Annotated in this window: 18 protein-coding genes, 3 tRNA genes and 2 rRNA genes (1 of these 23 only partly in view); 13 read left to right on the forward strand and 10 right to left on the reverse strand. The window is 44.2% G+C overall.

Annotated features, from left to right (window positions below; translation table 11 throughout):
* Positions 1-2,008 (forward strand): 23S ribosomal RNA (locus ACVFI8_RS15390) (it extends 881 nt beyond the left edge of the window).
* A 114-nt stretch (positions 2,009-2,122) separates the two neighbouring features.
* A 5S ribosomal RNA gene (gene rrf, locus ACVFI8_RS15395) occupies positions 2,123-2,238 on the forward strand.
* A 381-nt stretch (positions 2,239-2,619) separates the two neighbouring features.
* On the opposite strand, the gene ACVFI8_RS15400 is transcribed toward rrf, so the two are convergent.
* Together ACVFI8_RS15400 and ACVFI8_RS15405 are read right to left on the reverse strand one after the other, a co-directional pair.
* Positions 2,620-3,597 carry an aldo/keto reductase gene (locus tag ACVFI8_RS15400; protein ID WP_457871817.1) on the reverse strand — a complete coding sequence of 326 codons (978 nt, stop codon included), beginning with the start codon at positions 3,595-3,597 and terminating at the stop codon, positions 2,620-2,622.
* A 19-nt stretch (positions 3,598-3,616) separates the two neighbouring features.
* A complete protein-coding gene (locus ACVFI8_RS15405; protein ID WP_457871818.1) occupies positions 3,617-4,594 on the reverse strand; it encodes an aldo/keto reductase in 978 nt (325 codons plus the stop codon).
* Between the two features lie 103 nt (positions 4,595-4,697).
* Here ACVFI8_RS15405 and ACVFI8_RS15410 point away from each other — a divergent pair, with 103 nt between their 5' ends.
* From ACVFI8_RS15410 to ACVFI8_RS15420, 3 genes are all read left to right on the forward strand, one after another.
* Positions 4,698-5,576 (forward strand): LysR family transcriptional regulator, encoded by an 879-nt coding sequence (locus ACVFI8_RS15410; protein ID WP_457871819.1) that lies wholly within the window; start codon positions 4,698-4,700, stop codon positions 5,574-5,576.
* A gap of 89 nt (positions 5,577-5,665) precedes the next feature.
* Positions 5,666-6,220 (forward strand): DUF1415 domain-containing protein, encoded by a 555-nt coding sequence (locus ACVFI8_RS15415; RefSeq protein WP_248712694.1) that lies wholly within the window; start codon positions 5,666-5,668, stop codon positions 6,218-6,220.
* An 83-nt stretch (positions 6,221-6,303) separates the two neighbouring features.
* Complete coding sequence (locus tag ACVFI8_RS15420) at positions 6,304-7,152, forward strand: HDOD domain-containing protein (RefSeq protein ID WP_248712693.1); 849 nt, start codon at positions 6,304-6,306, stop codon at positions 7,150-7,152.
* A 40-nt stretch (positions 7,153-7,192) separates the two neighbouring features.
* Here the strand turns inward: ACVFI8_RS15420 and ACVFI8_RS15425 are convergent, their stop codons facing one another.
* Both ACVFI8_RS15425 and ACVFI8_RS15430 read right to left on the reverse strand, forming a co-directional pair.
* On the reverse strand, positions 7,193-9,346 hold the full coding sequence (locus ACVFI8_RS15425; protein ID WP_457871821.1) for a TonB-dependent hemoglobin/transferrin/lactoferrin family receptor: 2,154 nt from the start codon (positions 9,344-9,346) through the stop codon (positions 7,193-7,195).
* Between the two features lie 304 nt (positions 9,347-9,650).
* Positions 9,651-10,394, reverse strand: a complete 744-nt coding sequence (locus ACVFI8_RS15430) for an Npun_F0296 family exosortase-dependent surface protein (protein ID WP_457871823.1) — start codon at positions 10,392-10,394, stop codon at positions 9,651-9,653.
* Between the two features lie 438 nt (positions 10,395-10,832).
* On the opposite strand from ACVFI8_RS15430, the gene ACVFI8_RS15435 reads away from it, so the two are divergent.
* Positions 10,833-12,479, forward strand: coding sequence for a hypothetical protein (locus ACVFI8_RS15435; protein WP_457871825.1), 1,647 nt, complete (start codon positions 10,833-10,835; stop codon positions 12,477-12,479).
* A 168-nt stretch (positions 12,480-12,647) separates the two neighbouring features.
* Entirely contained in the window at positions 12,648-14,126 is a 1,479-nt protein-coding gene (locus ACVFI8_RS15440) for a phospholipase D-like domain-containing protein (protein WP_457871827.1), read from the forward strand.
* A gap of 65 nt (positions 14,127-14,191) precedes the next feature.
* On the opposite strand, the gene ACVFI8_RS15445 is transcribed toward ACVFI8_RS15440, so the two are convergent.
* The 3 genes from ACVFI8_RS15445 to ACVFI8_RS15455 all read right to left on the reverse strand — a co-directional run bounded on the left by ACVFI8_RS15445 (position 14,192) and on the right by ACVFI8_RS15455 (position 16,119).
* On the reverse strand, positions 14,192-14,668 hold the full coding sequence (locus tag ACVFI8_RS15445; RefSeq protein ID WP_248712688.1) for a DUF4442 domain-containing protein: 477 nt from the start codon (positions 14,666-14,668) through the stop codon (positions 14,192-14,194).
* Positions 14,669-14,743: 75 nt separating this feature from the next.
* Complete coding sequence (locus ACVFI8_RS15450; protein ID WP_248712687.1) at positions 14,744-15,904, reverse strand: BamA/TamA family outer membrane protein; 1,161 nt, start codon at positions 15,902-15,904, stop codon at positions 14,744-14,746.
* A gap of 139 nt (positions 15,905-16,043) precedes the next feature.
* Positions 16,044-16,119: transfer RNA gene (locus ACVFI8_RS15455), tRNA-Phe, on the reverse strand.
* A 431-nt stretch (positions 16,120-16,550) separates the two neighbouring features.
* On the opposite strand from ACVFI8_RS15455, the gene ACVFI8_RS15460 reads away from it, so the two are divergent.
* The gene (locus ACVFI8_RS15460) at positions 16,551-17,024 is read left to right on the forward strand and encodes an Lrp/AsnC family transcriptional regulator (protein ID WP_455905856.1); all 474 of its coding nucleotides are present in this window, start codon (positions 16,551-16,553) and stop codon (positions 17,022-17,024) included.
* A gap of 89 nt (positions 17,025-17,113) precedes the next feature.
* Here ACVFI8_RS15460 and ACVFI8_RS15465 read toward each other — a convergent pair whose 3' ends face one another.
* On the reverse strand, positions 17,114-17,836 hold the full coding sequence (locus ACVFI8_RS15465) for a DUF3581 family protein (RefSeq protein WP_248712686.1): 723 nt from the start codon (positions 17,834-17,836) through the stop codon (positions 17,114-17,116).
* A 410-nt stretch (positions 17,837-18,246) separates the two neighbouring features.
* Between ACVFI8_RS15465 and ACVFI8_RS15470 the strand changes: the two genes are divergently transcribed.
* Positions 18,247-18,663, forward strand: coding sequence for a hypothetical protein (locus ACVFI8_RS15470; protein WP_457871829.1), 417 nt, complete (start codon positions 18,247-18,249; stop codon positions 18,661-18,663).
* A gap of 39 nt (positions 18,664-18,702) precedes the next feature.
* Here the strand turns inward: ACVFI8_RS15470 and ACVFI8_RS15475 are convergent, their stop codons facing one another.
* Positions 18,703-19,734, reverse strand: coding sequence for a gluconeogenesis factor YvcK family protein (locus ACVFI8_RS15475; protein WP_457871831.1), 1,032 nt, complete (start codon positions 19,732-19,734; stop codon positions 18,703-18,705).
* 568 nt (positions 19,735-20,302) lie between these two features.
* On the opposite strand from ACVFI8_RS15475, the gene ACVFI8_RS15480 reads away from it, so the two are divergent.
* A tRNA-Thr gene (locus ACVFI8_RS15480) sits at positions 20,303-20,378 on the forward strand.
* Positions 20,379-20,512: 134 nt separating this feature from the next.
* A complete protein-coding gene (locus ACVFI8_RS15485) occupies positions 20,513-20,953 on the forward strand; it encodes a tellurite resistance TerB family protein (protein ID WP_248712683.1) in 441 nt (146 codons plus the stop codon).
* Positions 20,954-20,983: 30 nt separating this feature from the next.
* Here ACVFI8_RS15485 and ACVFI8_RS15490 read toward each other — a convergent pair whose 3' ends face one another.
* Positions 20,984-22,441, reverse strand: a complete 1,458-nt coding sequence (locus ACVFI8_RS15490; protein ID WP_457871833.1) for a methyl-accepting chemotaxis protein — start codon at positions 22,439-22,441, stop codon at positions 20,984-20,986.
* A 259-nt stretch (positions 22,442-22,700) separates the two neighbouring features.
* Between ACVFI8_RS15490 and ACVFI8_RS15495 the strand changes: the two genes are divergently transcribed.
* Both ACVFI8_RS15495 and ACVFI8_RS15500 read left to right on the forward strand, forming a co-directional pair.
* Positions 22,701-22,776, forward strand: a tRNA-Trp gene (locus ACVFI8_RS15495).
* Between the two features lie 411 nt (positions 22,777-23,187).
* Complete coding sequence (locus tag ACVFI8_RS15500) at positions 23,188-24,225, forward strand: polysaccharide lyase family 7 protein (protein ID WP_457871835.1); 1,038 nt, start codon at positions 23,188-23,190, stop codon at positions 24,223-24,225.
* The last annotated feature ends 9 nt before the right edge of the window (positions 24,226-24,234 follow it).

Raw genomic sequence — 24,234 nt, forward strand, 5'->3', positions numbered from 1 at the left:
CTTACCAACCCTTTGCAAACTCCGAATACCACTAAGTACTATCCGGGAGACACACGGCGGGTGCTAACGTCCGTCGTGGAAAGGGAAACAACCCAGACCGTCAGCTAAGGTCCCAAAGTCATAGCTAAGTGGGAAACGATGTGGGAAGGCTTAGACAGCCAGGATGTTGGCTTAGAAGCAGCCATCATTTAAAGAAAGCGTAATAGCTCACTGGTCGAGTCGGCCTGCGCGGAAGATGTAACGGGGCTAAGCTATGCACCGAAGCTACGGGTACTTAACTTTGTTAAGTGCGGTAGAGGAGCGTTCTGTAAGCCGTTGAAGGTGATTCGTAAGGGTTGCTGGAGGTATCAGAAGTGCGAATGTTGACATGAGTAACGATAAAGGGGGTGAAAAGCCCCCTCGCCGAAAGACCAAGGTTTCCTGTTCAATGTTAATCAGAGCAGGGTGAGTCGGCCCCTAAGGCGAGACTGAAAAGTGTAGTCGATGGGAAACAGGTTAATATTCCTGTACTTCGTATAATTGCGATGGGAGGACGGAGAAGGCTAGGCCAGCATGGTGATGGTTATCCATGTTTAAGGTTGTAGGCTGGACACTTAGGAAAATCCGGGTGTCTAAGGCTGAGAATTGATGACGAGTGTCTACGGACATGAAGTGGTTGATGCCCTGCTTCCAGGAAAAGTCTCTAAGCTTCAGATTATACGAAACCGTACCCCAAACCGACACAGGTGGTTGGGTAGAGAATACCAAGGCGCTTGAGAGAACTCGGGTGAAGGAACTAGGCAAAATGGTACCGTAACTTCGGGAGAAGGTACGCTCCCGACGGTGATGAGACTTGCTCTCTAAGCTGTTGGGAGTCGCAGATACCAGTTGGCTGCAACTGTTTATTAAAAACACAGCACTGTGCTAAATCGAAAGATGACGTATACGGTGTGACGCCTGCCCGGTGCCGGAAGGTTAATTGATGTGGTTAGCGCAAGCGAAGCTATTGATCGAAGCCCCGGTAAACGGCGGCCGTAACTATAACGGTCCTAAGGTAGCGAAATTCCTTGTCGGGTAAGTTCCGACCTGCACGAATGGCGTAATGATGGCCAAGCTGTCTCCACCCGAGACTCAGTGAAATTGAAATTGCCGTGAAGATGCGGTGTACCCGCGGCTAGACGGAAAGACCCCGTGAACCTTTACTACAGCTTGACACTGAACATTGACCCTACATGTGTAGGATAGGTGGGAGGCTTTGAAGCGTTGTCGCTAGATGATGTGGAGCCGACCTTGAAATACCACCCTTGTAGTGTTGATGTTCTAACGTTGGTCCCTTATCGGGATTGCGGACAGTGTCTGGTGGGTAGTTTGACTGGGGCGGTCTCCTCCCAAAGAGTAACGGAGGAGCACGAAGGTTGGCTAAGTACGGTCGGACATCGTACGGTTAGTGCAATGGCATAAGCCAGCTTAACTGCGAGACAGACACGTCGAGCAGGTACGAAAGTAGGTCATAGTGATCCGGTGGTTCTGTATGGAAGGGCCATCGCTCAACGGATAAAAGGTACTCCGGGGATAACAGGCTGATACCGCCCAAGAGTTCATATCGACGGCGGTGTTTGGCACCTCGATGTCGGCTCATCACATCCTGGGGCTGAAGTCGGTCCCAAGGGTATGGCTGTTCGCCATTTAAAGTGGTACGCGAGCTGGGTTTAGAACGTCGTGAGACAGTTCGGTCCCTATCTGCCGTGGGCGTTTGAGAATTGAAAGGAGCTGCTCCTAGTACGAGAGGACCGGAGTGGACGAACCGCTGGTGTTTGGGTTGTTATGCCAATAGCATTGCCCAGTAGCTACGTTCGGAACTGATAACCGCTGAAAGCATCTAAGCGGGAAGCAGGCCTTGAGATTAATTCTCACTAGGACTTTAAGTCCTCTGAAGGGCCGTTGGAGACTACAACGTTGATAGGCAAGGTGTGTAAGTGCTGTGAGGCATTGAGCTAACTTGTACTAATTACCCGTGAGGCTTAACCATACAACACCCAAGTGGTGTTGCTTATAGATACCTTATTTTTTATGACCAAGAGTACTTGTTATACTCGTGGGATATTGTCAGTTTTTTCGAATGTTAAAGACAACAAGTTTTTGCCCTGGTGGCAATAGCGTTGTGGACCCACCTGAACCCATGCCGAACTCAGAAGTGAAACGCAACTGCGCCGATGATAGTGTGGGGTCTCCCCATGTGAAAGTAGGTCACTGCCAGGCGCCTATTTAGAGAAAGCCTATCCTAACGGATAGGCTTTTTTTATGCCTGATATTTAGTCAGAGGACACCATGCTGAGCTGATAGCCATAGATAGTCGTGGGTAAGCATGCTTTTTCAGGCTGAAGTGAAAGCCGCTATGCTGCGCACCTATTTAGAGAAGGCCTATCCTAAGGGATAGGCTTTTTTTATGCCCGATATTTAGTCACAGGCTACCACGCTGAGCTGATAGCCATAGATAGCCATGGGTAAGCATGTGAACGTCAACAGATACCGCCAGGCACCTATTTAGAGAAGGCCTATCCTAAGGGATAGGCCTTTTTATGCTTGAGGTATCAGAATCAGCCAATGTGGGTTGGCGACCAGAGCGTATTAACTGTGGGTCTAAGGCGCTTTCAACAATTGTTTGATGTCTTGCATTTGCGCTGTAGTCAATGGGCCAAAGGCCATCGCTTCTGCGTTACTGATTACCTGTTCGCTAGTGCGAAACCCTGGGATTGGTAAGGTATGTTCACCTAGACCCCAAATCCAAGCTAGTGCACCTTGTGCAAGGCTTCGGCCTTCACTGCATAGTATTGATTGAATGGCCTCTAGTTTGTTTAATAGCTCTGGACAGGCTTTACCGTTAATAAAGTATTTGAGCCACTCCGGATTTACTCGGCGTATGTCATCTTGGTCTAATACCTTATTTTTCTGATACTTTCCTGACAATAGCCCCATTGCTAAAGGGCCTCTATTTATTGCTGTTTGTTTATGCGTCGCGCAAAAGTCCAACATGTCTGAGTTGCTATCTAGAACATTATTTTGAAATTGAAATGCTATACAGTGTTCAGCCAGACTAAATGTTTGAGCTCGATTTAAGTAATCTGTACTCCAACCGTAGCTGCGTATTTTTCCCGCTTCAACTAGTAGGTTTAAACTCGTGATCACTGGGGCAATGTTTTCAGCCGGAAAATCATTAAGGTGCAGTTGATATAAATCGATATAGTCGGTGTTTAAACGCTTAAGGCTGGCTTCACAATGTTTGAATATAGCAGCCTGATCATGAAATTCGCCGCAGATGGTTTTGCTAATGGGGTCGAAGTCTACACCGAACTTAGTCGCTATGATAAGGTCTTGGCGTTTACCTTTTAAGGCGCGTCCTAGTACCTTCTCACTATGCCCAGCCCCATATACGGCGGCAGTATCAAAAAAGTTAATACCCACATCAAGCCCCGCGTGGATCGCTTTAATTGACTCATTATCATCGACGACTCCCCAACCACAGGGTTTGTGGTCAGGGTCATAAAACGGTCCGCCAATTGCCCAGCAACCTAGACCCATTGGACTGACTGCCCAAGGCCCTAATTGTCTCTTATTCATAAGTGGCTCCTCATTAGGCTTATCGGTTACCTCGTACCCAAGGGCTGACTTGCTGCTGATAGAAATCAGCCAGACGGTCATGAAAAACCCGTGGGAGTGGAGGGTGGCCGGCATAGGCTGCATTTTTCTGAATTTGTTGCGGCTTGCTGGCCCCGGTAATCACACTGGTGATTTGTGGCTGATCTAACAACCAGCGAATAGCACACTCGGCCAAAGCTAAGTTATTCGGCAAAAACGGAGTAAGTTGCTCAACTAAACATAAGGCTTTTTCAAGAGGTAGCCCGGCAAAGGTCTCTCCAACATGAAATGCTGCGCCATCACGGTTGTAATTACGGTGGTCTGTTTCAGCAAATTGGCGTTGGGCGGTAACGGCCCCACTTAATAAACCGCTGGCGTAGGGAAGGCGAGCAATGATGCCTACCTGATTTATGGCGGCTAGCGGTAATACTTCTGCTAAGGCCTCTTGCCTAAACAGATTAATAATTAACTGTAAGCTGGTTAGTTGAGGATCGTTTAAACAAAGCTTAGCTTCACCCATCGATTCTACACTTGCACCATAATGCTCTATCAGCCCTTGCTGCTTAAAGTCTTGCAGCCATGTAAATATCTCACCATCTTGCATCACTTCAAAAGGGATGCAGTGTAACTGAATTAATGTAACCGAGTCACAGCCTAAGCGTTGTAAGCTGGCTTCTATTCCTTGTTGTAGGCCTTTCTTGGTATAGCTGTTTGGATATAGGCTGCCATCTCTGCCGATCTTCGTGGCTATTGTGATGTCTTGGTGTTGTTGATAAAACTTACCCAATACTGATTCACTTAAACCCGCGCCGTAAACGTCAGCCGTATCGTAGAAGCGCACACCACTTTGGTAGGCTTGTTCAAGGATCGCTAGTGAGTCTTGTTCACTAATTGGTCCAAAGTCACCGCCTAATTGCCAACAACCTAAACCGATCTCGGATAAGGCTAGGCCGCTTTTACCTAATATTCTGCTTTGCATGCTTACATTCCAGTTTTTTGTTGTCATTAGTTTAGTGTACGCGTTTCAAGCCGTTTTATAATTCGCTATTATTAAGAATGATTGTTCAGAAAATTGGATTAATATGTTTAGTGGCGTGGTCGATTTTGTCACCGTGGTTGAAATGGGCAGTTTTACCGCTGCGGCTGACAAGCTACTCAGCTCAAAAGCCAGTGTTAGTCAAAGAGTCAGTGATTTAGAAACTCGCCTAGGCGTACAATTGTTATATCGCTCGACCAGAAAGCTGCGTTTAACTGAGGCCGGAGAAAGTTATTATCAAAGTTGTCGCCAAGGCCTTGAACACCTAGAGCATGGTGCTTTAGCCGCCCAACAGCTTCAACATCATTTACAAGGTAAAGTGACAATCAATTCGCTGGGGGGGATATTTGCCGAGCAATGGTTAGCTCCTGCATTATTGGCCTTTCGCCAAGAGCACCCGAATATTGAAATCGATGTCGATTTATCTTCTCAGCGAGAGGATTTATTGGCGTCTTCTTTCGATATCGTATTTCGTATGGGGGCGTTACCTGATTCAAGTTTGCAGGTACGGGTGCTTACGCAGTTAAATACCCATGTGGTAGCCAGCCCTGCCTATTTGGCTACTCACGGGCGACCTTTGCACCCCGAAGAGCTTAAACAGCACCAATGTGTATGTGGCACCGTTTCACAATGGCCTTTTTATAAAGGTAATCAAAAGATCTTGATTCCAGTCAATGGATCGTTTTCTTGCCCTAACGGGCATATTTTGATGCAAGCCGCATTACGGGGTGTAGGTTTAATCCGTACTCATGATATGTATTTACGTGAAGCATTGAGTGATGGTCGCCTAGAAGCAGTGCTTGAAGACTGGCAAGTGGTGAGCCAGCCCTTATGGATGGTATTCCCGCCAGCGAAATTTCGCGCTAGGCGAGTAACGATGTTGGCCGATTGGTTAGCAAATTATACCAAACAACACCCGATTTAATGTTTTGCCATTAAGCCATGCTGCTAGGCTATTATAGTGGATAGAATGAAATTGGTCGTTCGGCTAGTAAAACATACACAGGAAATAAGATGGCAGAATCAGCCTTAAACGAAAGTGATTACCAGCAACATACTCAACAATGGGTAAAAGACTTCGTGGTGGAATACAATATTTGTCCTTTCGCTAAGCGTGAGTTAGAACGCGGCACGATTCGTTACCATGTAGCCACTAGTGATGATGTGGAGGTATTACTGCAGCAGCTGATCAGTGAGTGTCAGTTACTTGATGACCAAGCCGATATTGAAACAACACTATTTATTGTGCCCGCTTTAAAAGATTTTCATGATTATCTGGATATGTTGTATTGGGCTGAAAAGTTAGTCAGTAAACAGGGGTACGATGGCATTTATCAATTAGCGAGCTTTCATCCAGACTATTGTTTTGGTGGGGCCGAGCAAGATGATCCTAGCAACTATACTAACCGTTCGCCTTACCCAACCTTGCACTTAATTCGCGAGCAAACTATTAGTCGCTTGGCAAAACTACATCCCGATCCCGAAGGGATCCCTGAGCGAAATATTCAGCTGACTGAAGAAATGGGCAACACATCACTAAAACAGTTATTGGCGAGCTGTAAAGTGTAGTCTAGATTTAAAAAAGTAATTTATCCTTTTGAAATTAATAGAAAAATTAACTATTCTGTGCGACCAATCTTACAGGAGGTGATATGTCTTTAACAATAACTGCGGCCGAGAAGGCAATTTTAGAGGATTTAAGCATTCCTCCGCGGCCTCAGGTGTTATTAACTATCACTCAAGAAACAAAGAAAGCGGAACCCGATGTATCGGTGATTGCAGAGGCCATTGCGAGTGATGTAGGGATTTCTGGGGCGGTACTGCAAATTGTAAATTCTGCCGCATTTCGCCGTTTAAATGAAATTAAATCGATTCATCAAGCGGTCATGACCTTGGGCATTAACCGGGTGTTTCCTATTGTGAAAGCTGTCGCTTTGAAGGGGGCTATGCCGGCGTCCAAAACGCTAGATGCATTTTGGCTGGAGGCCAATTTACTCGCCAGTTGTGCTGCCGCTACTGCAGAAGAGTTGGGCTTTGAGTCGGCTAAAGATAACGCCTATATGCTGGGTTTGTTTCATCAGGCTGGGGTTCCCGCGTTGCTGCAATCCTTTCCTGAATATGAAAGTTTACTGGTTGAAGCGAATAGTATCGGCTGGGCTAACTTGGCTGATCAAGAGCGGATCCGTTACGGCACGACTCACGCTACCGTCGCCGCTCTAATTGCTCAGCAATGGAGCCTGCCAAAAGTAATGGTAGAAGCGATTTATTACCAACATGATAGTGATGGTTTATTTAATTCAGAAGAGTTGGCTAAGCCATCTTTGTTGATGTTGGCTATTCTTAAGATTGCCCGAATAGTAGCTTATCGTAAACTTGGCGTAGACAGTGAAGAGCAAGTTTGGCAGGACAGTTACGATAGTCTGTTAAACTTTTTAAATATAGAAGACCAACAGTTAGAAGATATATTGGCAGGGGTAAATAGTACGTTGTCTGAAGCATAAAAATACGCTACAGCGATTGCTGTAGCGTAGAGTTTTTCGCTTAGAACTTGTAAGCCAAATCTACCCCCCAGTTTCTGCCTGGTTGAGTGTAACGATCTAAACCTTGATAATCTGATTCTTTGCCATCTAAATCGGTATAGCTCCAGTATTTCTGGTCTAAAGCGTTAAACAGTCCGGCCCGTAATACTAAGTCGTTAACTGGCTGATAGTATGCGGTTAAGTCTAATAGCGCATGACCCGGTGAGTGGGCATTATCCTCTGATGACCAGTCTCCTGATTTTTTAGCGGCTACCATTGTTAGGTTAAGAGCGCTTCCCCATAACTGCTCGGCGTGGTCATAACCTAATCCCCAAACCGCCGTCAGCGGAGCCACTGAGTCTAAGGCGCTACCATCTTCTTTGTTTTTACCTTGAGCGTAGGCCACGCTTAATCTGCTGTAGGTGCCTTCTGGCGCACCAATGGCATCGTCTAACCAGTAGTTACCTTTAAACTCCACACCGTAAATTTCAGCTTCACCAATGTTCTCATTAATGGTGATGCCCGCTGGATAGCTAGGGTCGCTGTAATCGGTGATGGATTGAATAAAGTTTGTATAGTCATTGAGAAAACCCACCAATTCCATGCTTGATACTGCAGTATTCGCGCGTAAGCCTAGCTCATAGCTTTGGCTTTCTTCAGGTTTAAGGTTGGGGTTAGACAGCGTTGCGTAACCGTGACCACTATTGTCGAAGGCGTAATACAATTCCTCAAGGGTAGGGGCGCGGAAGCCTTCACTATATTGAGCAAAAGTACTGAATTGTTGATTCCAGTGATAAACCGCTCCTAAACGTTTGGTAAAGGCGTCACTGTTGTGTTCTTGAAAACCACTACTCGCATCTGGCGTGGCTTTGTAGTCATCGTAGCGCAGGCCGGCGGTGACCACTAAACGTTCATCAAGTAAGTACATGTGGTCTTGAATGAATATACCGCGCTTTTCTGCTTCAGCTTTAGGCACTTCTGGGGCACCAGGGTCCACGGTGCCGCTGTCGTAGTAGTGAGTGCGGTAGTCTAGTTCAAAGTCGCTATTAATCGCGGTTAAGCCGTAACTGATTTCGTGACTACTGTGATCAAATTCAAGTAGTTTATTGAATTGAGCATCAAACTGCAGCGAGCTGTCTTTCCCATTACGCTCGCGGTTACGGTTACCGTATAAATCGGTTGTATCATAATTGTTATGCTCTGATTGACTTTGTTGATGGCTAAGTTGCCAGAACAAGTCATCGAATGCAGTATTATTGGCTTGCCAAGCGTGGTTAATACCAACACGGCTACGCGTGTCTTTGTCTTCGCCAGTCACGTTTGTGTAAGTAAAGCCTGGAAATATACTGTAGCCTTCGTTGCTTAGTATATTTGAGTGAGTTTCACGCTGGAATAACTCGGCAACTAAGCCGAAGGCATGCTCAGCATTTAGGGCATAGTTGGTTTTAAGTAGTAGGTTATGAGAATCAAAGTCATAGGGGTTTGCCTGGCCGCGATCTCGACCATTTATGTCGGCGCCAGAAGAGTGCGCCGTTGTTTCGCTGCCATCACGATACGTATAAATCGCCAAGCCTTCCCATTTTTGATAGCGCTTGGCTAGCTCAATGGTGGCTTTGTAAGCTTCATTTGCGCTGGCGTAGCCAGTTTTTAGTGCAACATGATGGCTGTCGCCTTCTTCTAATAGATCTTCTGGGTTTTTGGTTCGCAGCAATACTGCACCGCCTAAGGCATCACTTCCGTAAAGGCTAGATGCAGGCCCTTTATTAATTTCAATGGCGCTTAAGGTGTCAATTTCGTATGAGTTTGGCCCCTTATTCATTACGTCGCCACCAGGGTTATAGGCTGTGGGTTGTTCAATACCATCCACCATCAACTTAATACGATTACCATCTAAGCCGCGAATATTAAAGCCGCTAGTGCCAAAGCGCCCTTGCCCAGTAGTGCTTACGCCGGGTTCATAGCGGACCGCGTCTTCTAAGCTTGTGGCCATTTGTTGCTCTAGTTGTTCGGCGCTTACTGCGGTGACGCTCGAGGATACATCCTTGATGCTTTGTTCGGTACGAGTAGCCGATACAACGACTTCATCAAACATGGTGCTAGTGGTTTCAGCATAAGCCGATGGGCTTAAGCTAAGAATTACGGCGTTGGCGATGAGTGTGCGATTGAGTGTTTTCATGGTGATCAGGCTTTGTCCTTATCCTGTTAAGATTAACAAAGCCGCATTATACATAATGCAAATGAGAATCAAACTCATTTGCATTAAATATTTCAATTTTTATTTAAATCAGTCGTTAATTCACTGTTAATACTGTGCCAATAGCTACCACTTTTAGGCGCAAGGGCTTGGAGGGCTGCTTCGGTATCAAAGGCGACTGGCTAGCCTCGCGCTTACATGCCAGCCTGTCGGAGGATTAGTGGATTAATAGGTGTCACTAAATTCTTATACAACTTCATACTCAGCCGACAAACAGCCCTTGTGGTTATTTTCTTCGCGTTGCTCTGATTCGGCTCAAGCCTAGCAACACAAGGCCTAAACCAATTAACCACCATGTTTTAGGCTCTGGCACGCTAGCAGGCGCTAAAGAACGACCGGTGATGGCCTCGCGCTGAATGCTGACAGTGTGGTTATCGGTTTCAAAGTTTCGACCAAAAAAGCTAATAGAGGTGATTTTATCTGCTTCTGATTCAGCAAATAGGTTTACATAACCATAGGGTTCTCGTTTATTGCCTTTAACGCTCGTTGGGCTACCGTAGTGTTCTGGCTCGAGTACCGCCGCGTCTAAAATTTGATTGGTCACAAATTGCAAGTTTTCAGATTGGGTCGTAATGCTCAGTTGATTGCCACTATCACCGGCACTCCACCAGAAGCCAAAGTATCCTACTGCAAGATCAAAACTTAGGGTAACAGCGCTGTTATTAGGGATGAATAGGTACTTACCTTCGCCAAACGCACCACCATATACGCCAAATTTTCTGATGCTGGCACTGCCTTTATTGACCGTGTATTTACCAAAATAAGTCTGGTAACCATTGTGTAAATCGCGGGTGGCTAGGCTGTCGAAATTTTCAGTTTGGCTTAGACCGTTAACTTGAGAGCTTTGGATAGCTGGCTTTTCTATCGTATAGATAATACCCGCTTGGCTGGTGAAGGATATCAGTACGCTAGCCAGTAACATAGGGTAAATGATGGTGGTTAACCTGTTTCTAATTATTGGTTTTAGCATAATGAATCCTGGTACTGGATGATGCCTTAATCGGCCTTAATACTGATCCTTATCTATTTTTATGCCAATGTTTTTATCTTATTAAAATTCAGCAAGATACATCCTATTTTTCTGGCTTGAGTCAAAAATATTGCCTCAGTTAGAGGCTCTTTCGCATATTGCAACGCGTCGGTTTTTTCATCAGCGAAGTAGTCTATTAGTGCGTGGCTATTTGTTGAGGATTCGATCCTTCAAAGCTGATTGTCACAATTTTTCAATCCCCCTTAATATCTCTCCCAACAGCGCGACATAACAATTGTTCTTATGTCATTCGCTTTAGGTACAGCTTTAAATTTTTGCTCAAGGCAAATTTAATTCAGCTTAACGGCAGAGTTTAGATGGAGTTAGCTAGGTTACGTTTTGTTGGTTTTCACTAATTATTTTAAATGTAGAGACAACATGAAAACTTATAACGCTTATACAATAACTCAAATATTTCATAAAGTTGCGTGGGCAGCGTTGATCATCGCTGCACCGATAGTGGTTGCACCGGTAATGGCTAACGATAGTGAACACACCGAGTTAGCGGAAACTAACCAGCAGCGCGATGTGTTTAAAACGCTGAATATTCCCGAGAAATTACCGGGTTTCGCATTAAGCTCTTTGGGCCAATCAGCTAACTTTATCGAGCACTTGGATAAAACGTATACGGTGGGCGATAAGGTTAAGAAATCAGAAGTGTTCTTAGTCACTAGCGAAGACGTTAAGGGCAATATTAAACTCAGTATCAAATATGACCCTAGCAAACTGGACGGTAGAAAAAAGGTATTAAAAGACCTAGAAGACCTCGCCTTAACTGAATACAAACTGCGTCAGCATGCCAGTATTTATGACCGAGATTCAGTCAAGCATACCGTCAATAAATTAGGCCAAGATGTGGTGAGTTTTAACTACTCAAAATACGCGCTGCCACAAGATATTGCTTACTTTCGTTTTATGAAAGTAGATATGTTTTTACAGCATGGCCAGGTGCAAAAAATGGTTATTTCTAATACTCAAAGCTTTAAGCACCCCTATGGTAAGGTTGAAAAATACCGGCAAGAAATACAGTTTAATCAATTAGATAATGGTCAGTACGTTATAAAAAAGAAAGAAGTGAAGGCAAGTGGTGTGTGTAAAGGTAAGCCTTGTGAACTGAATATGCTTATCACGCCAGTGGCTTTTTATCATGATGATCTAGGCGCCGTAGTTGAACAAGAACAAATGTTCACAGAGCTTAATCATCCTGATATTCGAGAGTCAGAAGTTAAACTGCATCGGGTATTTCCTATTATGGGAGACTTTGTAAAACGTAAAGGCATTGATACTCCGCTACCTTACGGTATCTCTGTGGCTTACCGTAACCAAGATATGAACGTCGACTTCTCTAGCTTTAGCGTATTTAACATACCGCACGAGATATTAGACTCGATTTTTGACCCTGAAAAGTCGCATGCCGAAGTGAGCACTGAAAGCTATACCCTGCGTGGTGATGTCTATATTTTGCCGTTTTGGAATGTGTTTGGTTTAGTCGGTAAGGTGAACGTAGACGCCGATGTTGATGCCCACTTCAATGGTATCGATCAGTGTTTGGGCGTGGTAATTGGCGACAAATGTTTAGGCGAACAGATTAACGTACCAGAGTTCAACTTTACTGTTCCACTGCACCTCGAGTATGACTTGTACGGTGTCGGTACAACCTTAGCGGTGGGTTATAAGGAATTCTTTGCATCATTAACAGGCACTTACACAGTGACTCAATTAGTAGGTGGTTCAGGCGATAGCGGTAGCTTAGTCACCGCTCAACCTATGTTGGGTTACCAATTACAACAATACCGCACCCAGTTTTTTATTGGCGCAGAATACCAAGGTTATTCAAATAGCATGACCGGTACCGTCATGATTGGTGACACTGAAATGGATTATGACGTGGGAGTTGATATTAACCAGTGGGCTTACCTTATTGGCTTCAATAAAGAAATTGGCAAACACTACAATCTAACCGGCATTATTAGTAAAGGTGAAGACCGTACCGCAGCCACCTTAAATTTTAGTTACCGTTTCTAAGTGAAGGCTTAGTAACGCATCAAACAAACCAAAGTGCGTTAGCACTTAGTTACCTCTTCTGTACTGCGACTGTTCATCTTAACGCTAAGCATACTTGTCTAGCGTTAAGCTAAGTCTAGAGCGCAGTAAAAGCCCCTAGCATTTGAGTTTTCGTCGGTTGGCAACGTTATGTATATCTCCACTTCTTGGTTTTTAACGCATTGTTATAGGCACGCGGTATTGCTGTTAATGGTGATTAGCTGTATTGCTTGCTCATCTGCACCACCACCACGGCCAGTCGATTTTGATAAAACTTGGCAGCCACAAACTGTGTTGTCTGAGGTGTATCTATTGCCCACTGCGCCTGAAGCATTGGCACGGCGGATTGAGGCTGTTCGCCAAGCCAAACATTATATTCAACTCGAGTACTTTACCTGGGACCATGATTTAGTGGGAGCATACCTTTACCGTGAATTACTCAATGCAGCAGATCGCGGCGTTAAAGTGCGCTTAGTATTAGATGACTTAATGGAGTTTGAAGATCGCTGGTTAGTTGAGTTGGCCGAGCACAGTAATATACACATACGAATTTTCAACCCTTTCGATAGCCGCAAATTAGGCTGGTTTAGTCGAGCATTTAACTTCCAAGTGGCTAAGCAACGGCTGAATCACCGACTACACGAAAAGTTCTTTAACGTTGATGGTGAAGTGATGATTCTTGGTGGTCGAAATATTGGAGATAGCTATTTTGGATATAGCAAAAAAGCCAATTTTTTTGACTTAGATGTTATGGTGAAAGGTGAAAGTATCAGAGAGTTTGAACGTAATTTTCAGCGTCTATGGTCAAGTGAGCATGTTAGAGATGTTTGGCGGGTCATCAAAGCTACACCGAAAGCCAACCAAGCCACTTTTTTAGCTGACTATCTGTCTATCATAAAAAAGCGTCAGCCTGAATTACAACACATTGAGCAACAAATCAGGCAGTTAACATCCCCTGACTACAGTACAGCGGAAGTCATGCCGCTGTTCGATTCTTTAGATAAGTTAACAGACTCTCAGCCTTATCTTCGTTCGCGGATGCAATCGGTGCTAGATGCTTGTTTAGCCAGTAGTAGCAGTATATTGATCTCTACTCCCTATTTAGTACCCAGTGAAGACAGTTTTTCCAGCTTGAAGGTTTTATCAGATAATGGCGTAGCACTGACTTTACTGACCAATTCTTCAGCGTCTAATGACTCACCTTTTGTTGGTGCCTATTACGCTAAACATCGAGAAGAGTTGGCTGGTCTCGCTCAGCAACTATTTGAATACGCTAAACAGGCTGAACATCCTGATTACTACCATCAAGTAAAGACCTACTACCACAATAAGGCTTTCATTGTTGATCAGCGGCTAAGTTATATAGGCTCATCCAATTTTGACCCTCGTTCAAACTTTTTGAATATGGAGTTGGGATTGTTGATTAATAGCAGAACCTTTGCCCTACAGTTAAAGGCTTATCTATTAAAAAACCAGCAACAAAGATTTTGGCGGGTATCGCTTAATGAACAACAAGCGTTAGTGTGGCAAAAAGACCAGCAACTCACTAACAAAAACCCAGGGAGTAGTGCATTTAAGCGTTTATCAGAGAGGCTTTACCGTCTGCTCAACATCAAATACGACATATAGTTAGACATGCCGGTAAGGAGACCGGCAAAGTTGTCAAAGCGCTTGTCACTTGGCGTTAACCCTCGCTAAGGGACAGCCTTTAGTGAAAGAGTGAGTAAGAAGGTCGCAACGATGTCTTCACCACTAATTGATGGGCAGGTAGCATTAATTGTCACCGCTTGATTCACGCGCTCGCCACTCGCCATGGTTTGTTCTAACATTTGGTCTATTAACAAGCCATCTGTACAAGTGAAAATCACATCAGCTTCAGGGCGTTTTAAAAATTTACCTTCAACCTCCTTGAAGGCTAACGATACTTTTTTGCCATGTTGTTCAGCTTTGGCAATGGCTAAAAAGCCGCCTGCAACATCAGCGCCCACCGCTAAGGTTCCGAAATACATACTATTTAAGTGGTTTTTTGTTCTTCGTTTTAGAGGTATTTTTACCACCACCTTTTGCTCATCCATTTGCAAAATTTTGGGGCGACAATACCAAATCAATGGCACCTTAAACATGCCAAACAAGCTGAGCATTAAGTTGGCTTTGCGAATACTGGGTAGCATAACTGCTCCTATTTAAAGAGGTCTTACCAGTAGAGCTTGTTGTTAACAAAAAGTCAACAATTGGCTTAAGCTTGCTTAAAAATCAGACCAGCCTGCCCCCACAATAAAGTGTAAGGTGGTATCTTCTGGGCCACGGGCAACGTCGATACCAGTGCGAAGATTAAAGCGTCTTGCCATTAAATAGCGAAAGCCAAGGCCTTTAGCATAACGATTGGGTGTATCTCCGAGGTTTTGTTGTGAATTGAAGGCTTGGCCTACACCTCCGAATACCACAGCCGACCAGCGAGCATCAAAGTCGTAACGCAGTTCACCTTGCAGGGTTGCCATACGTTCACCTTGATAGCGCATGGCGGGTATGCCGCGCATATCGATAAAAGGGAGGGCGTAGTAGGGCGTATCACCATGCGCACTAGCGGCGGATAAACGCATCGAGCCTTGAAAACTGTTACCTAAATAGCTAAAGCCAGAGAACTCACCAGAGGTAATGGCGTAGTCGCTATCCCCGCCAAAGTAGTCGGCATGTTTTGCATAACTAACATTGCCGTATAAACCTTGGTTGGGGCTAAAGGAGTTGTCGCGAGTATCGTAGTTCAATAGCAAGCTTAAACCGCCATCTTTCATGCTTAACTGAGGGCTTAAGTAGTCGGGGAGATCGCCGATAGAAAAGGCACTATCACTATCCAAATAGGTATATTTTGCACCGGCAAACCAGGGGCTATCGCCTAAGCGAAAGCGAATTTGCTGCAGCAAGTAAGTGCCTTTTAAGTTTACTCTAATTGGGATATCGCCAATGATTCCATCGCTGGGTAGGCGAAAACTGTCTATGTTGGCATCTATCCCAGCTATAGCACCTATATAGCGAATGCTATCTTGTTTCCATATCCCCATGTGAAAGGCTCCCGCGCTGCGGGTACCGTTCTCGGTGGCCAAGCCTAACAAGCCAGACACACTAGGCGTAAGCTTTAGCGGTGCGTTAGGGTCTTCGTCTATTTGCTCGCTATTTTCTTGCGCTTCATTCTGATGAAAGAACGCTAAGACTAAACCTCCACCATAACCCACTGCAGGGTCGGTAATAATTATAGGCACGGGTAAAAATCCAACGGCGTTATCCATTAACCACTGACTCGCATCCATTCGACCATCAGTTGGGTCAACAAACTGCTCAAAAAAATCAGCCTGAGCATGTCCCATGGAAAGCAGCAGTGGTATTGATGCAAACAGAGAAGAGAGGCGCATATTTCATTCCTTGAAATCGTGGGCATGGGAAGAACCAATGGTGTTAGGTAGTTTAGCTAGCTGAGCCGTATAGCGATAGCGTAAAGTTATTTTAGTTCTGAAACGAAAAAAGCCTGCATAAATGCAGGCTTTTTAAAGGTGGTGCCCGGAGGCGGAATCGAACCACCGACACGAGGATTTTCAATCCTCTGCTCTACCGACTGAGCTATCCGGGCGACGGGCGCTATTAAACGAATTTTGGCGGTTTAAGTCAACCGAAAATGCTAAAAAAAATGAAATAATCGAGCATCGGCTAATTGCTATACAACAACTGCTAAAAGAATAAACAAAAAGGTGACCTAGGCCACCTTTAGTTAGTTTGGATACATGAGCAATGGGTTATTGCTTTGCTCTTAGTCGACACGGGGTAAATGCCCTTAAGAGTGGAGCTAAGCGTCTTGGTGAGAGCATTAGCGGCAAACAAGAGGATAATCCTGCTGCTGTTCCTGTGTATTTTTCACTAAACATAGTGTATTTAAATATAGAGGGTGAGTGTTTGCTAAAATTGTGCTTTATTATCTTTTATTGGCAATAATTGTTGATGATAGTTTGTTAATGAGGTGAAATAAGCTACGGGTGATGAAAATTTTAAAAAGGTAGTGCAATAATGCGTTTAGATCGAACAGACAAAAAGATATTAGACCTAATGCAAAACAACGGCCGGATCAGTAATTTGGAATTGGCCGAGCAGATTGGTTTGTCTCCTTCACCATGTTCACGACGAGTAAAGGCATTAGAAGATGCCGGCCTTATAGCCAAGCACGTTACCTTGCTCAACGAGAAGAAACTAAACCTAAACCTGACTGCTTATATTCATATCTCCATGGATAGGCATACACCTGAGCGGTTTGAAAATTTTCAAAAGATCATTAGTGCCTATGAAGAAGTGATGGAATGTGTATTGGTCACTGGAACCGATGCTGATTATCAACTAAAAGTAGTGGTTCCAGATATGGAGCATTACCAAGCTTTTTTATTGGGTAAGCTTACTCGAATAGAAGGGGTGACTGGTGTTCGCTCTAGTTTTGTTTTGCAGCAAGTGTTTAACCACACTGCACTGCCTCTGTCGCATATAAAATAACAGCGCCGAAGGCGCTGTTATTGTGTGCCATCATCGATACCAAAGGCTGGTGAAGCTAACATCGGTAGCGCTGCTTAAAACAGCGAATATTATTGAACTTGTTGGCGCTTTATAAAAGCTTGTTTACAGGCATCGTAATTGGCAATGAGCAAGTCGCTTTCAGCTTTTTCATAAGGCAGTAAGCTGCCTAAAATCATACGCTTTTGTCCGCTGCCAATGGCTTCACCATTCTCACTGATGGTAAATTTAAGCAGGGCGATACCGCGTTTCCCATTTGGAATGAACTCTCCCCCAGCAAACTCCAGGTGGGGAGAACTGCTAGGCAGTCGGTCAAAATGCAAACTCATGTTTTCGTAAATCACTAAGGGGCGTTTGCGGTTAAGCATTAAGCCTTGCTCTTCTAGAAGAGGGACTAAAATATGTGGGAAATTACGCCCTGAAAAATACACATAGTCTTTCACTATGTCGCTAATGATAGCTTGGTCTTTTAGGTTGTCACCGCTGCGGGTTAATTGAAGATACTCTTTACCCTGTTGGTCAATCAACTGGCAGCTATCATCGTGTTGCTGAATACTGACGGGAACACCGTCGGTGACCATACCTGCAAAGGTAAATTGCATCTCTTGGCTAATGCCTAATTCACTCAGCATCACGGAAAACAATAAGTCACCTGGAACACAGAATCGTGATGAATCGGCGTCATGAATGGCGTTAAAGTCGTTAGCTACGCCTTTGGCGAAGTCACAGGCTTGTTGTCTACTAAACACAAACTGATTGTTTTCACGACTAAAATACTGGTTTAAATTGATCATTATTTTCACTTGCTAAACTCTGCGACCGGCGATTTTAGCAAAAATCATGCGATGTGTGGTCTTATCAGTATAAAAGTTTTTATTTATTTCTGATTACGATGATTATTCCGAACGAAAAAACACCATTTTTAGTAAGCGCTTCATTTCATTTAACTAATTTTATTTTTCAGTCTTTTCAATTTAAATTAATTGAGCGTTTTATCAAATAAAGGCTTTTAAAGTGGCTTGTTATCTCCTATCTTTATAACAGTAACCAAGGAAATAGGCTCTATTTGTCATTAGACAACATAGCGCTTCGCGAGTGGACGACTGGTTAGATTAAGCAGGGACGGTAATTGATGGTAAACAAACAAAGTTATCTGAAGTCGACTTTTTTCGGAGCGTTCATTCTGTTCGTTGGAGCTGCTATTGTGTGGGTGGCTTTTTTTGAGAAAAGTGCACCGCCATTTCAACTGAGCTTCATTTTCCAGCGTGTTGATGGAACCACTACCCTGAACCTTGATTGTGAAAACCTCCATTATTCACTACGCCAAACTTCCCAAGGTAGCAACACAGCGAGCGAGTCGGTTCAGCAACTGTCTATGTTGGTTTGTTCAGATTTCTATGCGATGTTGCAACAAGTGCCCAAGCAATTTGCTTCCTCTTACCACGCTGAGCAAGGCGCAGGTAAAGCAATTACTTGGACGCTAGGCGAGGAAGTCTGGCAATGGCATTGGCAGAATAAATACGAACCAGCCATGGGGCCTGTGTTTGTTCAGTTAGATGATTTAATTCAACGCATGCCTGATGCTGCACTTGCTGGGGGGACGAATATCAAGTTACGTTAGTGTTTGAACACCCATGGGCAGCTTGATAAACAATCTATTTTAACCTCTCATAATGCTTACATTACTAGTGGCAATGGTATTGCTATTGGGGGCTAGCTCCAATAAATAAGGCAATAGCGCCGCGGTTAATTTCTCTGAGTCGTGCCTTAAAATGGTACTGGTTTCGTCAATAAGATCCGCGTGTATAACTTGATAGCGTTCTTTTAGCTGGGCGATATCGTCTATTTCCACCACTTGGGCGCGTTCGAGGTTGTAGTTTGTGATCATCTCTTGGCTAGGCTCGTGGTTGTTAACCACCACTACATCAAGCGCGCGACCTAAATACTGCTCTAACTCTTCAATAAATTGCTCTAATTGGTAACCATCGGTTTCGCCAAACTTAGTCATGATGTTACTTACATAGACAAGCTTTGCCTGACTATTGATGATAGCTTGCTTAACACCGGGTACCAACAAATTCGGAATGATGCTGGTATACAAGTCACCCGGCCCTAAAATAATGGCTTTGACGCTATCTATGCGCTCGATAACGGGTGGGTAAACCCTTACTTGTTCAGCATGATGAGGAACCAAAAAAACATTGGCTATTTTTTCGCGTTGATCACCGCGTGGCAGGTCAATGGCACTCTCGCCAAAGATCCGCTCGCCACTGGTTAGCTCGGCCACTAACGTGGATTTATCAATGGTGACCGGCAGTATTTCACCTTCAACATCTAACATTTGCGCTAAACCCTGAATGCCTTCTGAAAACGAACCACTGTATTGCGATAGCATCGTTAGTAGCATATTGCCGGCACTATGGCCGGCCAGGCGTTTACCTTTGGTAAAACGTTTTAGTAATAGCTTTCGAGCGAGTTCTCGGTAGGGGGAAAGTGCCAATACACACTTTAAAATATCACCCGGTGGCAAAATACCTAATTCGTCACGTAAACGTCCGGTACTGCCGCCACTGTCGGTCATTGATACAATTGCGCTGATGGTTAGCGCGTCGGCGTCTCTTAAGGCTGATAGCAATACAAAATGGCCGCTTCCGCCACCAATTGTTGCAATAGAAATTGTATTCTTAACCACTATTCTCTCCGTGAGGTTTGCCCAGTGTAGCGGCATTGTTACCAGCCTAAATCAGTGTAGTACACTAAACAAAGTGCGAAGTCTTAGCAATGTTAGCTCTGTCATAGTCTTGCAATCAAACTGTCTCTGTTCGGTAGATAAGTCTTCTTATGAGCGCGTAGTCAAGTAGGTACTGGTATTCGCCAGTAAAAACCATAGCAGTACTAGGATGAGCTAAGCGCATAAGCTCTATAGGTTGGTTGGTATTAATTATTCATCGACGACTAGCATACTGCTTTGTTGTATTTAAGCCATAAAGGATCAAGCAACTGGATATTGAGATGAAGCATGCCATCGCAGCGTTGTTGGCTTATGATTGCAGCGAGCATTATAAAAGCCGCGCTTAAGTTTCAGTGGCTCAAGCGGGCGAATAAAGCAGAGTTTAGTGCTGAAAAAGTAGCTAGCTTGTATATAAAATTAGCACTTAAACAAATTCTACATTTTTTTTTGCCTCTAACGTTGACAAACAAGCCGAAAATCCGTTTAATAGCGCTCGCTCGATACAGCGTATCAGCAGTACCAACAGTGTGCCGATTTAGCTCAGTTGGTAGAGCAACTGACTTGTAATCAGTAGGTCGCCAGTTCGACTCCGGCAATCGGCACCATCCTTTTAAAGCCTCGTCTTATGACGAGGCTTTTTCATTTCTGCTTCCTGATAATAATTATTTCCAGTTGATTTGGCATTTTTCTGCGGCTGGTTTATGCTCGCTTATCTCGATATGTGTAAATAGGAAGGCCAATGCTTAAGGCTCTTAGAGAATTTTTACAAGCAACTGTTGATGGTACCGATAATGATAACGGGCCCAATGTTGAATTAGCCGCTGCCACTTTATTGGTGCAGCTAAGCCAAAGTGATAGCCAGCAAAGCAATGCCGAGAATGCAGTGATCTTGCGTAAAATAAAGCGTCTGTTTGAGCTAAGCGATCAAGAAGCTGAGCATTTGTTTATTCAAGCGCAAGCTGAAGCAAATCAAGCTATCTCAGTATTTGATTTTACGCGCCACGTTAAAGAGCTTGATTACCAGCACCGTTACCAGTTTACCGAAGCCTTATGGAAAGTAGCCTACGCCGACGGTGTTATTGATCCCCAAGAAGAAGCGCTGATTCGCCAAGTGTCTGACCTTATTTATTTAAGCCATAGTGACTTTTTAAAAGCCAAAATGTCTGCGCAAGACTGTTAGCTCCACTTTTGTAAGCCTTAGCTCGTTTACCTAGGCTTCTTGCTGAGCGACGGTTTGATGTAACTGCGCCGCCATATCCTGCAGCTGATTGGCAATGCCGGTTAGCTGCTCGGTATTGTCGAGTAAGGCTGAGCTACTTTGTGAATTATGTTGGCTAAAGTCAGATACCTGAGAGCTCATCCCAATTATGTCAGCCACGGTATTCGCTTGTTGTTGCATCACCTCAGCCATTTGGCCAACACCCTCTGAAATATCCTGCACTAGAGTGATAATGTTATGCAAAATTCGTCCGCTTTGTTCAACCACATGGTGCCCCTGTTGTACGTCGGCTGAACAGGTTTCCAACAAACTACGTATTTGCTGGGTAGATTGACTACTGCGCTGGCTTAGCTCTCTTACTTGGTCTGCCACTACCGAGAAGCCACGACCTTGTTCTCCGGCTCTAGCTGCCTCAATGGCGGCATTTAAGGCCAGTAGGTTGGTTTGATTGGCAATATCACTGATGATCTCGGTAACGCTGTTGATCTGTTGGTTGCTAGTAAGGATTTTTTGCATCGAGTGCTCGGTTTGGCTAATTGCTTGCGCGCTTTGTTCAGCATTTCCGGTGGCTTGTTGGGATAAATCTAGCAATTGCAAAGTGGCTTGATTGGCCCGAGCCAGCACCGAACCCATCTGAGAAAGGTGTTGGTTAATGTGATTTATCGACTGATGTTGGTCAGCTGAACTTTGAGCTATTTGGGCAGCTTTGCTGTTCATTTGCTGCACTGTGCTAGACATATTAGTTGCCGAGCTGACCAATTGAGTAGAGCTATCACTGGCGTGTTCAACCACTTGCTGCAGTTGCTGTTTAGATTGCTCTGAAGCTTGCGCGATATTGTGGTTGGTTAACTGCGCTTGTTTAGCCTGAAGATAGGCCTGATCTTTTAAACGTAGCGCATAGTTTTGGCCTATCCACAGTAATAATAGCGGTAGCATAAAGCCTGAGAATAGCTCTATTGTCATGGCGCGCTCAGGCAGCTGCATTTGTGGAAAGCTAGCACCTTGATAGTCTGCTAGCAGCATCACAAAGCCAATGCTAAACAAAATCCCGGTCCAGATATTTCCCCATAGCCGGTTGGTCGCCAAATAGCTGAGCAGTGACAAGGTGGGTAGCCAATATAAGTGGGGTGAATCAAGCAGGCCACCTGATTGATAAACAATATTCATGGCGTGCAATACCATGCCGCTTAAGGCTAGGTTGCCTACCACTAGATAATGCCAGCCAGAACGCAATAACATACTGGCGAATAAGGTGATTACGATCAGTGCTAATGAGCTGATGATCAGCGCTTGGTGATCATATTTTTGCCATTTAAAGCCACTGTAAATACCTACCAGCAAACCAAAAAATAAATAAAATAGCAGCGTTTTAATCGCTTGTTGCTGGTCTTCTTCAATGATTGCGCGTGGTTTAAAAATATATCCGTATATTTCTACTGGGTTTAACATGTTTAGGCTCGTATTATTGTTAGGGTTTCAGCTACAGGTCTGTCCACTTGAGTGATGTTGTCGCCATTTTAACAAATTAGCAACATGGCGAGCGGGGAAGTGTGCGTTAGTTAAAAAATAAACCGTTGCCAATTTGTTTGATTTTTCAGCGTGAATGCGAGATTTTTAGTCAAATTGCTGGTTCTTTGTTCGCTTAATCAAAAGCGCGATATAAGCGCTTTACCTTTAAACTGGCTTATGTATAATTCGTTTCCGTTGCAGGGGCGTAGTTCCAATGGCAGAACGTCGGATTCCAAATCCGAATGTTGGGAGTTCGAATCTCTCCGCCCCTGCCAAATTTAAAGGCCAGCTTATTAGCTGGCCTTTTTCGTTTCTGGCTTTCTATTTCCGGCTCTCAGGCTACCCTCATCAATTCCTAAACCCTTACTTTGTTAAAGCCTGCGATTCGGTTTATTGTGTAATCAGGTGAAAGTAGTGAAAACCAACACACTTATTCACAGAGCAAACAATGTCTATTGTGTTCACGTAGGGCTTGGTTTTGCTGATGAAGCCTTAGGGAAAGAGGCCGATAGGATTGATATAGTTAAATCAAAAGTGAATTTAATTTAACTCCGCCCCCTTTATTACGCTAAATAAAAACAGAGCATAGAAAATGTGAGCAAGCATACACAACGTAGAGTGCTTACTTTTATTTTATTTTGACTGGCCTATTATGTATTACAATATTGCATAATGGAGACTTAAGGATGATTACAAAACACGTTGTGACAGGTGCTCTACTACTGTCTTTACCTATTGCTACTTTAGCTAACAATGGGGTGTCGTACCCTGTACCTGCAGATAAATTTGATATGCGTAATTGGAAAATTACCATCCCTTCAGACATTAATGAAGACGGCAGAGTGGATGAGATTGAAGGCGTTGCGATGATGAGTTTCTCGCACAATGATTTCTTCTTCTTAGATGCCGATGGCAACATGGTTTTTGAGGTGCATAACAAAGCAATTACCACTAAAAACTCGAAAAATGCGCGTTCTGAACTTCGCCAAATGCCGCGTGGTGCATTGTTTCATATTGATACCGCAGATAAGCTAAATCAATGGGCGCTGACTAGTCACCCTGAAGCAGAAAGCTACAGTGCTGTAGGTGGCACCTTAGAAGCAAGCTTAAAAGTAAATCATGTTTCTTTAAATGCTAAGCATTCAGAAAAAGGGCCTGCTCACTCTGTCGTTGTTGGTCAGATCCACGCCAAGAAGCATAATGAAATCATTAAAGCTAAAACTGGCTTTGGCCATGGTAACGAGCCACTTAAGATCTTCTTTAAAAAACTGCCAGGCCATGAATATGGTTCGGTGTTTTGGAACTACGAGCGTAACTTAGCTAAAAAAGATTCAAACCGTATCGATATCTCACTTCCTGTTTGGGGTAACACTTGGGAAAATCAAAACGACCCTGGTGAAGCTGGTATCGCTCTAGGCGAAGAGTTTAGTTACAAGGTCGTTGTTGAGGGCACTATCATGCACTTAAGCTTTGAAACTGCTCGTCACAAGCCAGTCACTTACGATATTGACCTAAGCAAAGGCTATGATGATAAAGATTTTGCGCGCGGTTATGCTGAAGATGATTTCTACTTCAAAGCAGGCGCTTATGGCCAATGTAGTGTACAAGACTCTCATCCAGTATGGGGAACCGGTTGTGCGGGTACTGGCGATTTCGCAGTTGATAAGAAAAACGGCGACTACAATAGTGTTACATTCTCTAAACTTAAGCTAAACGGTCATTAAAAGGGCTTT

Source organism: Agarivorans sp. MS3-6 (genome assembly GCF_054112545.1).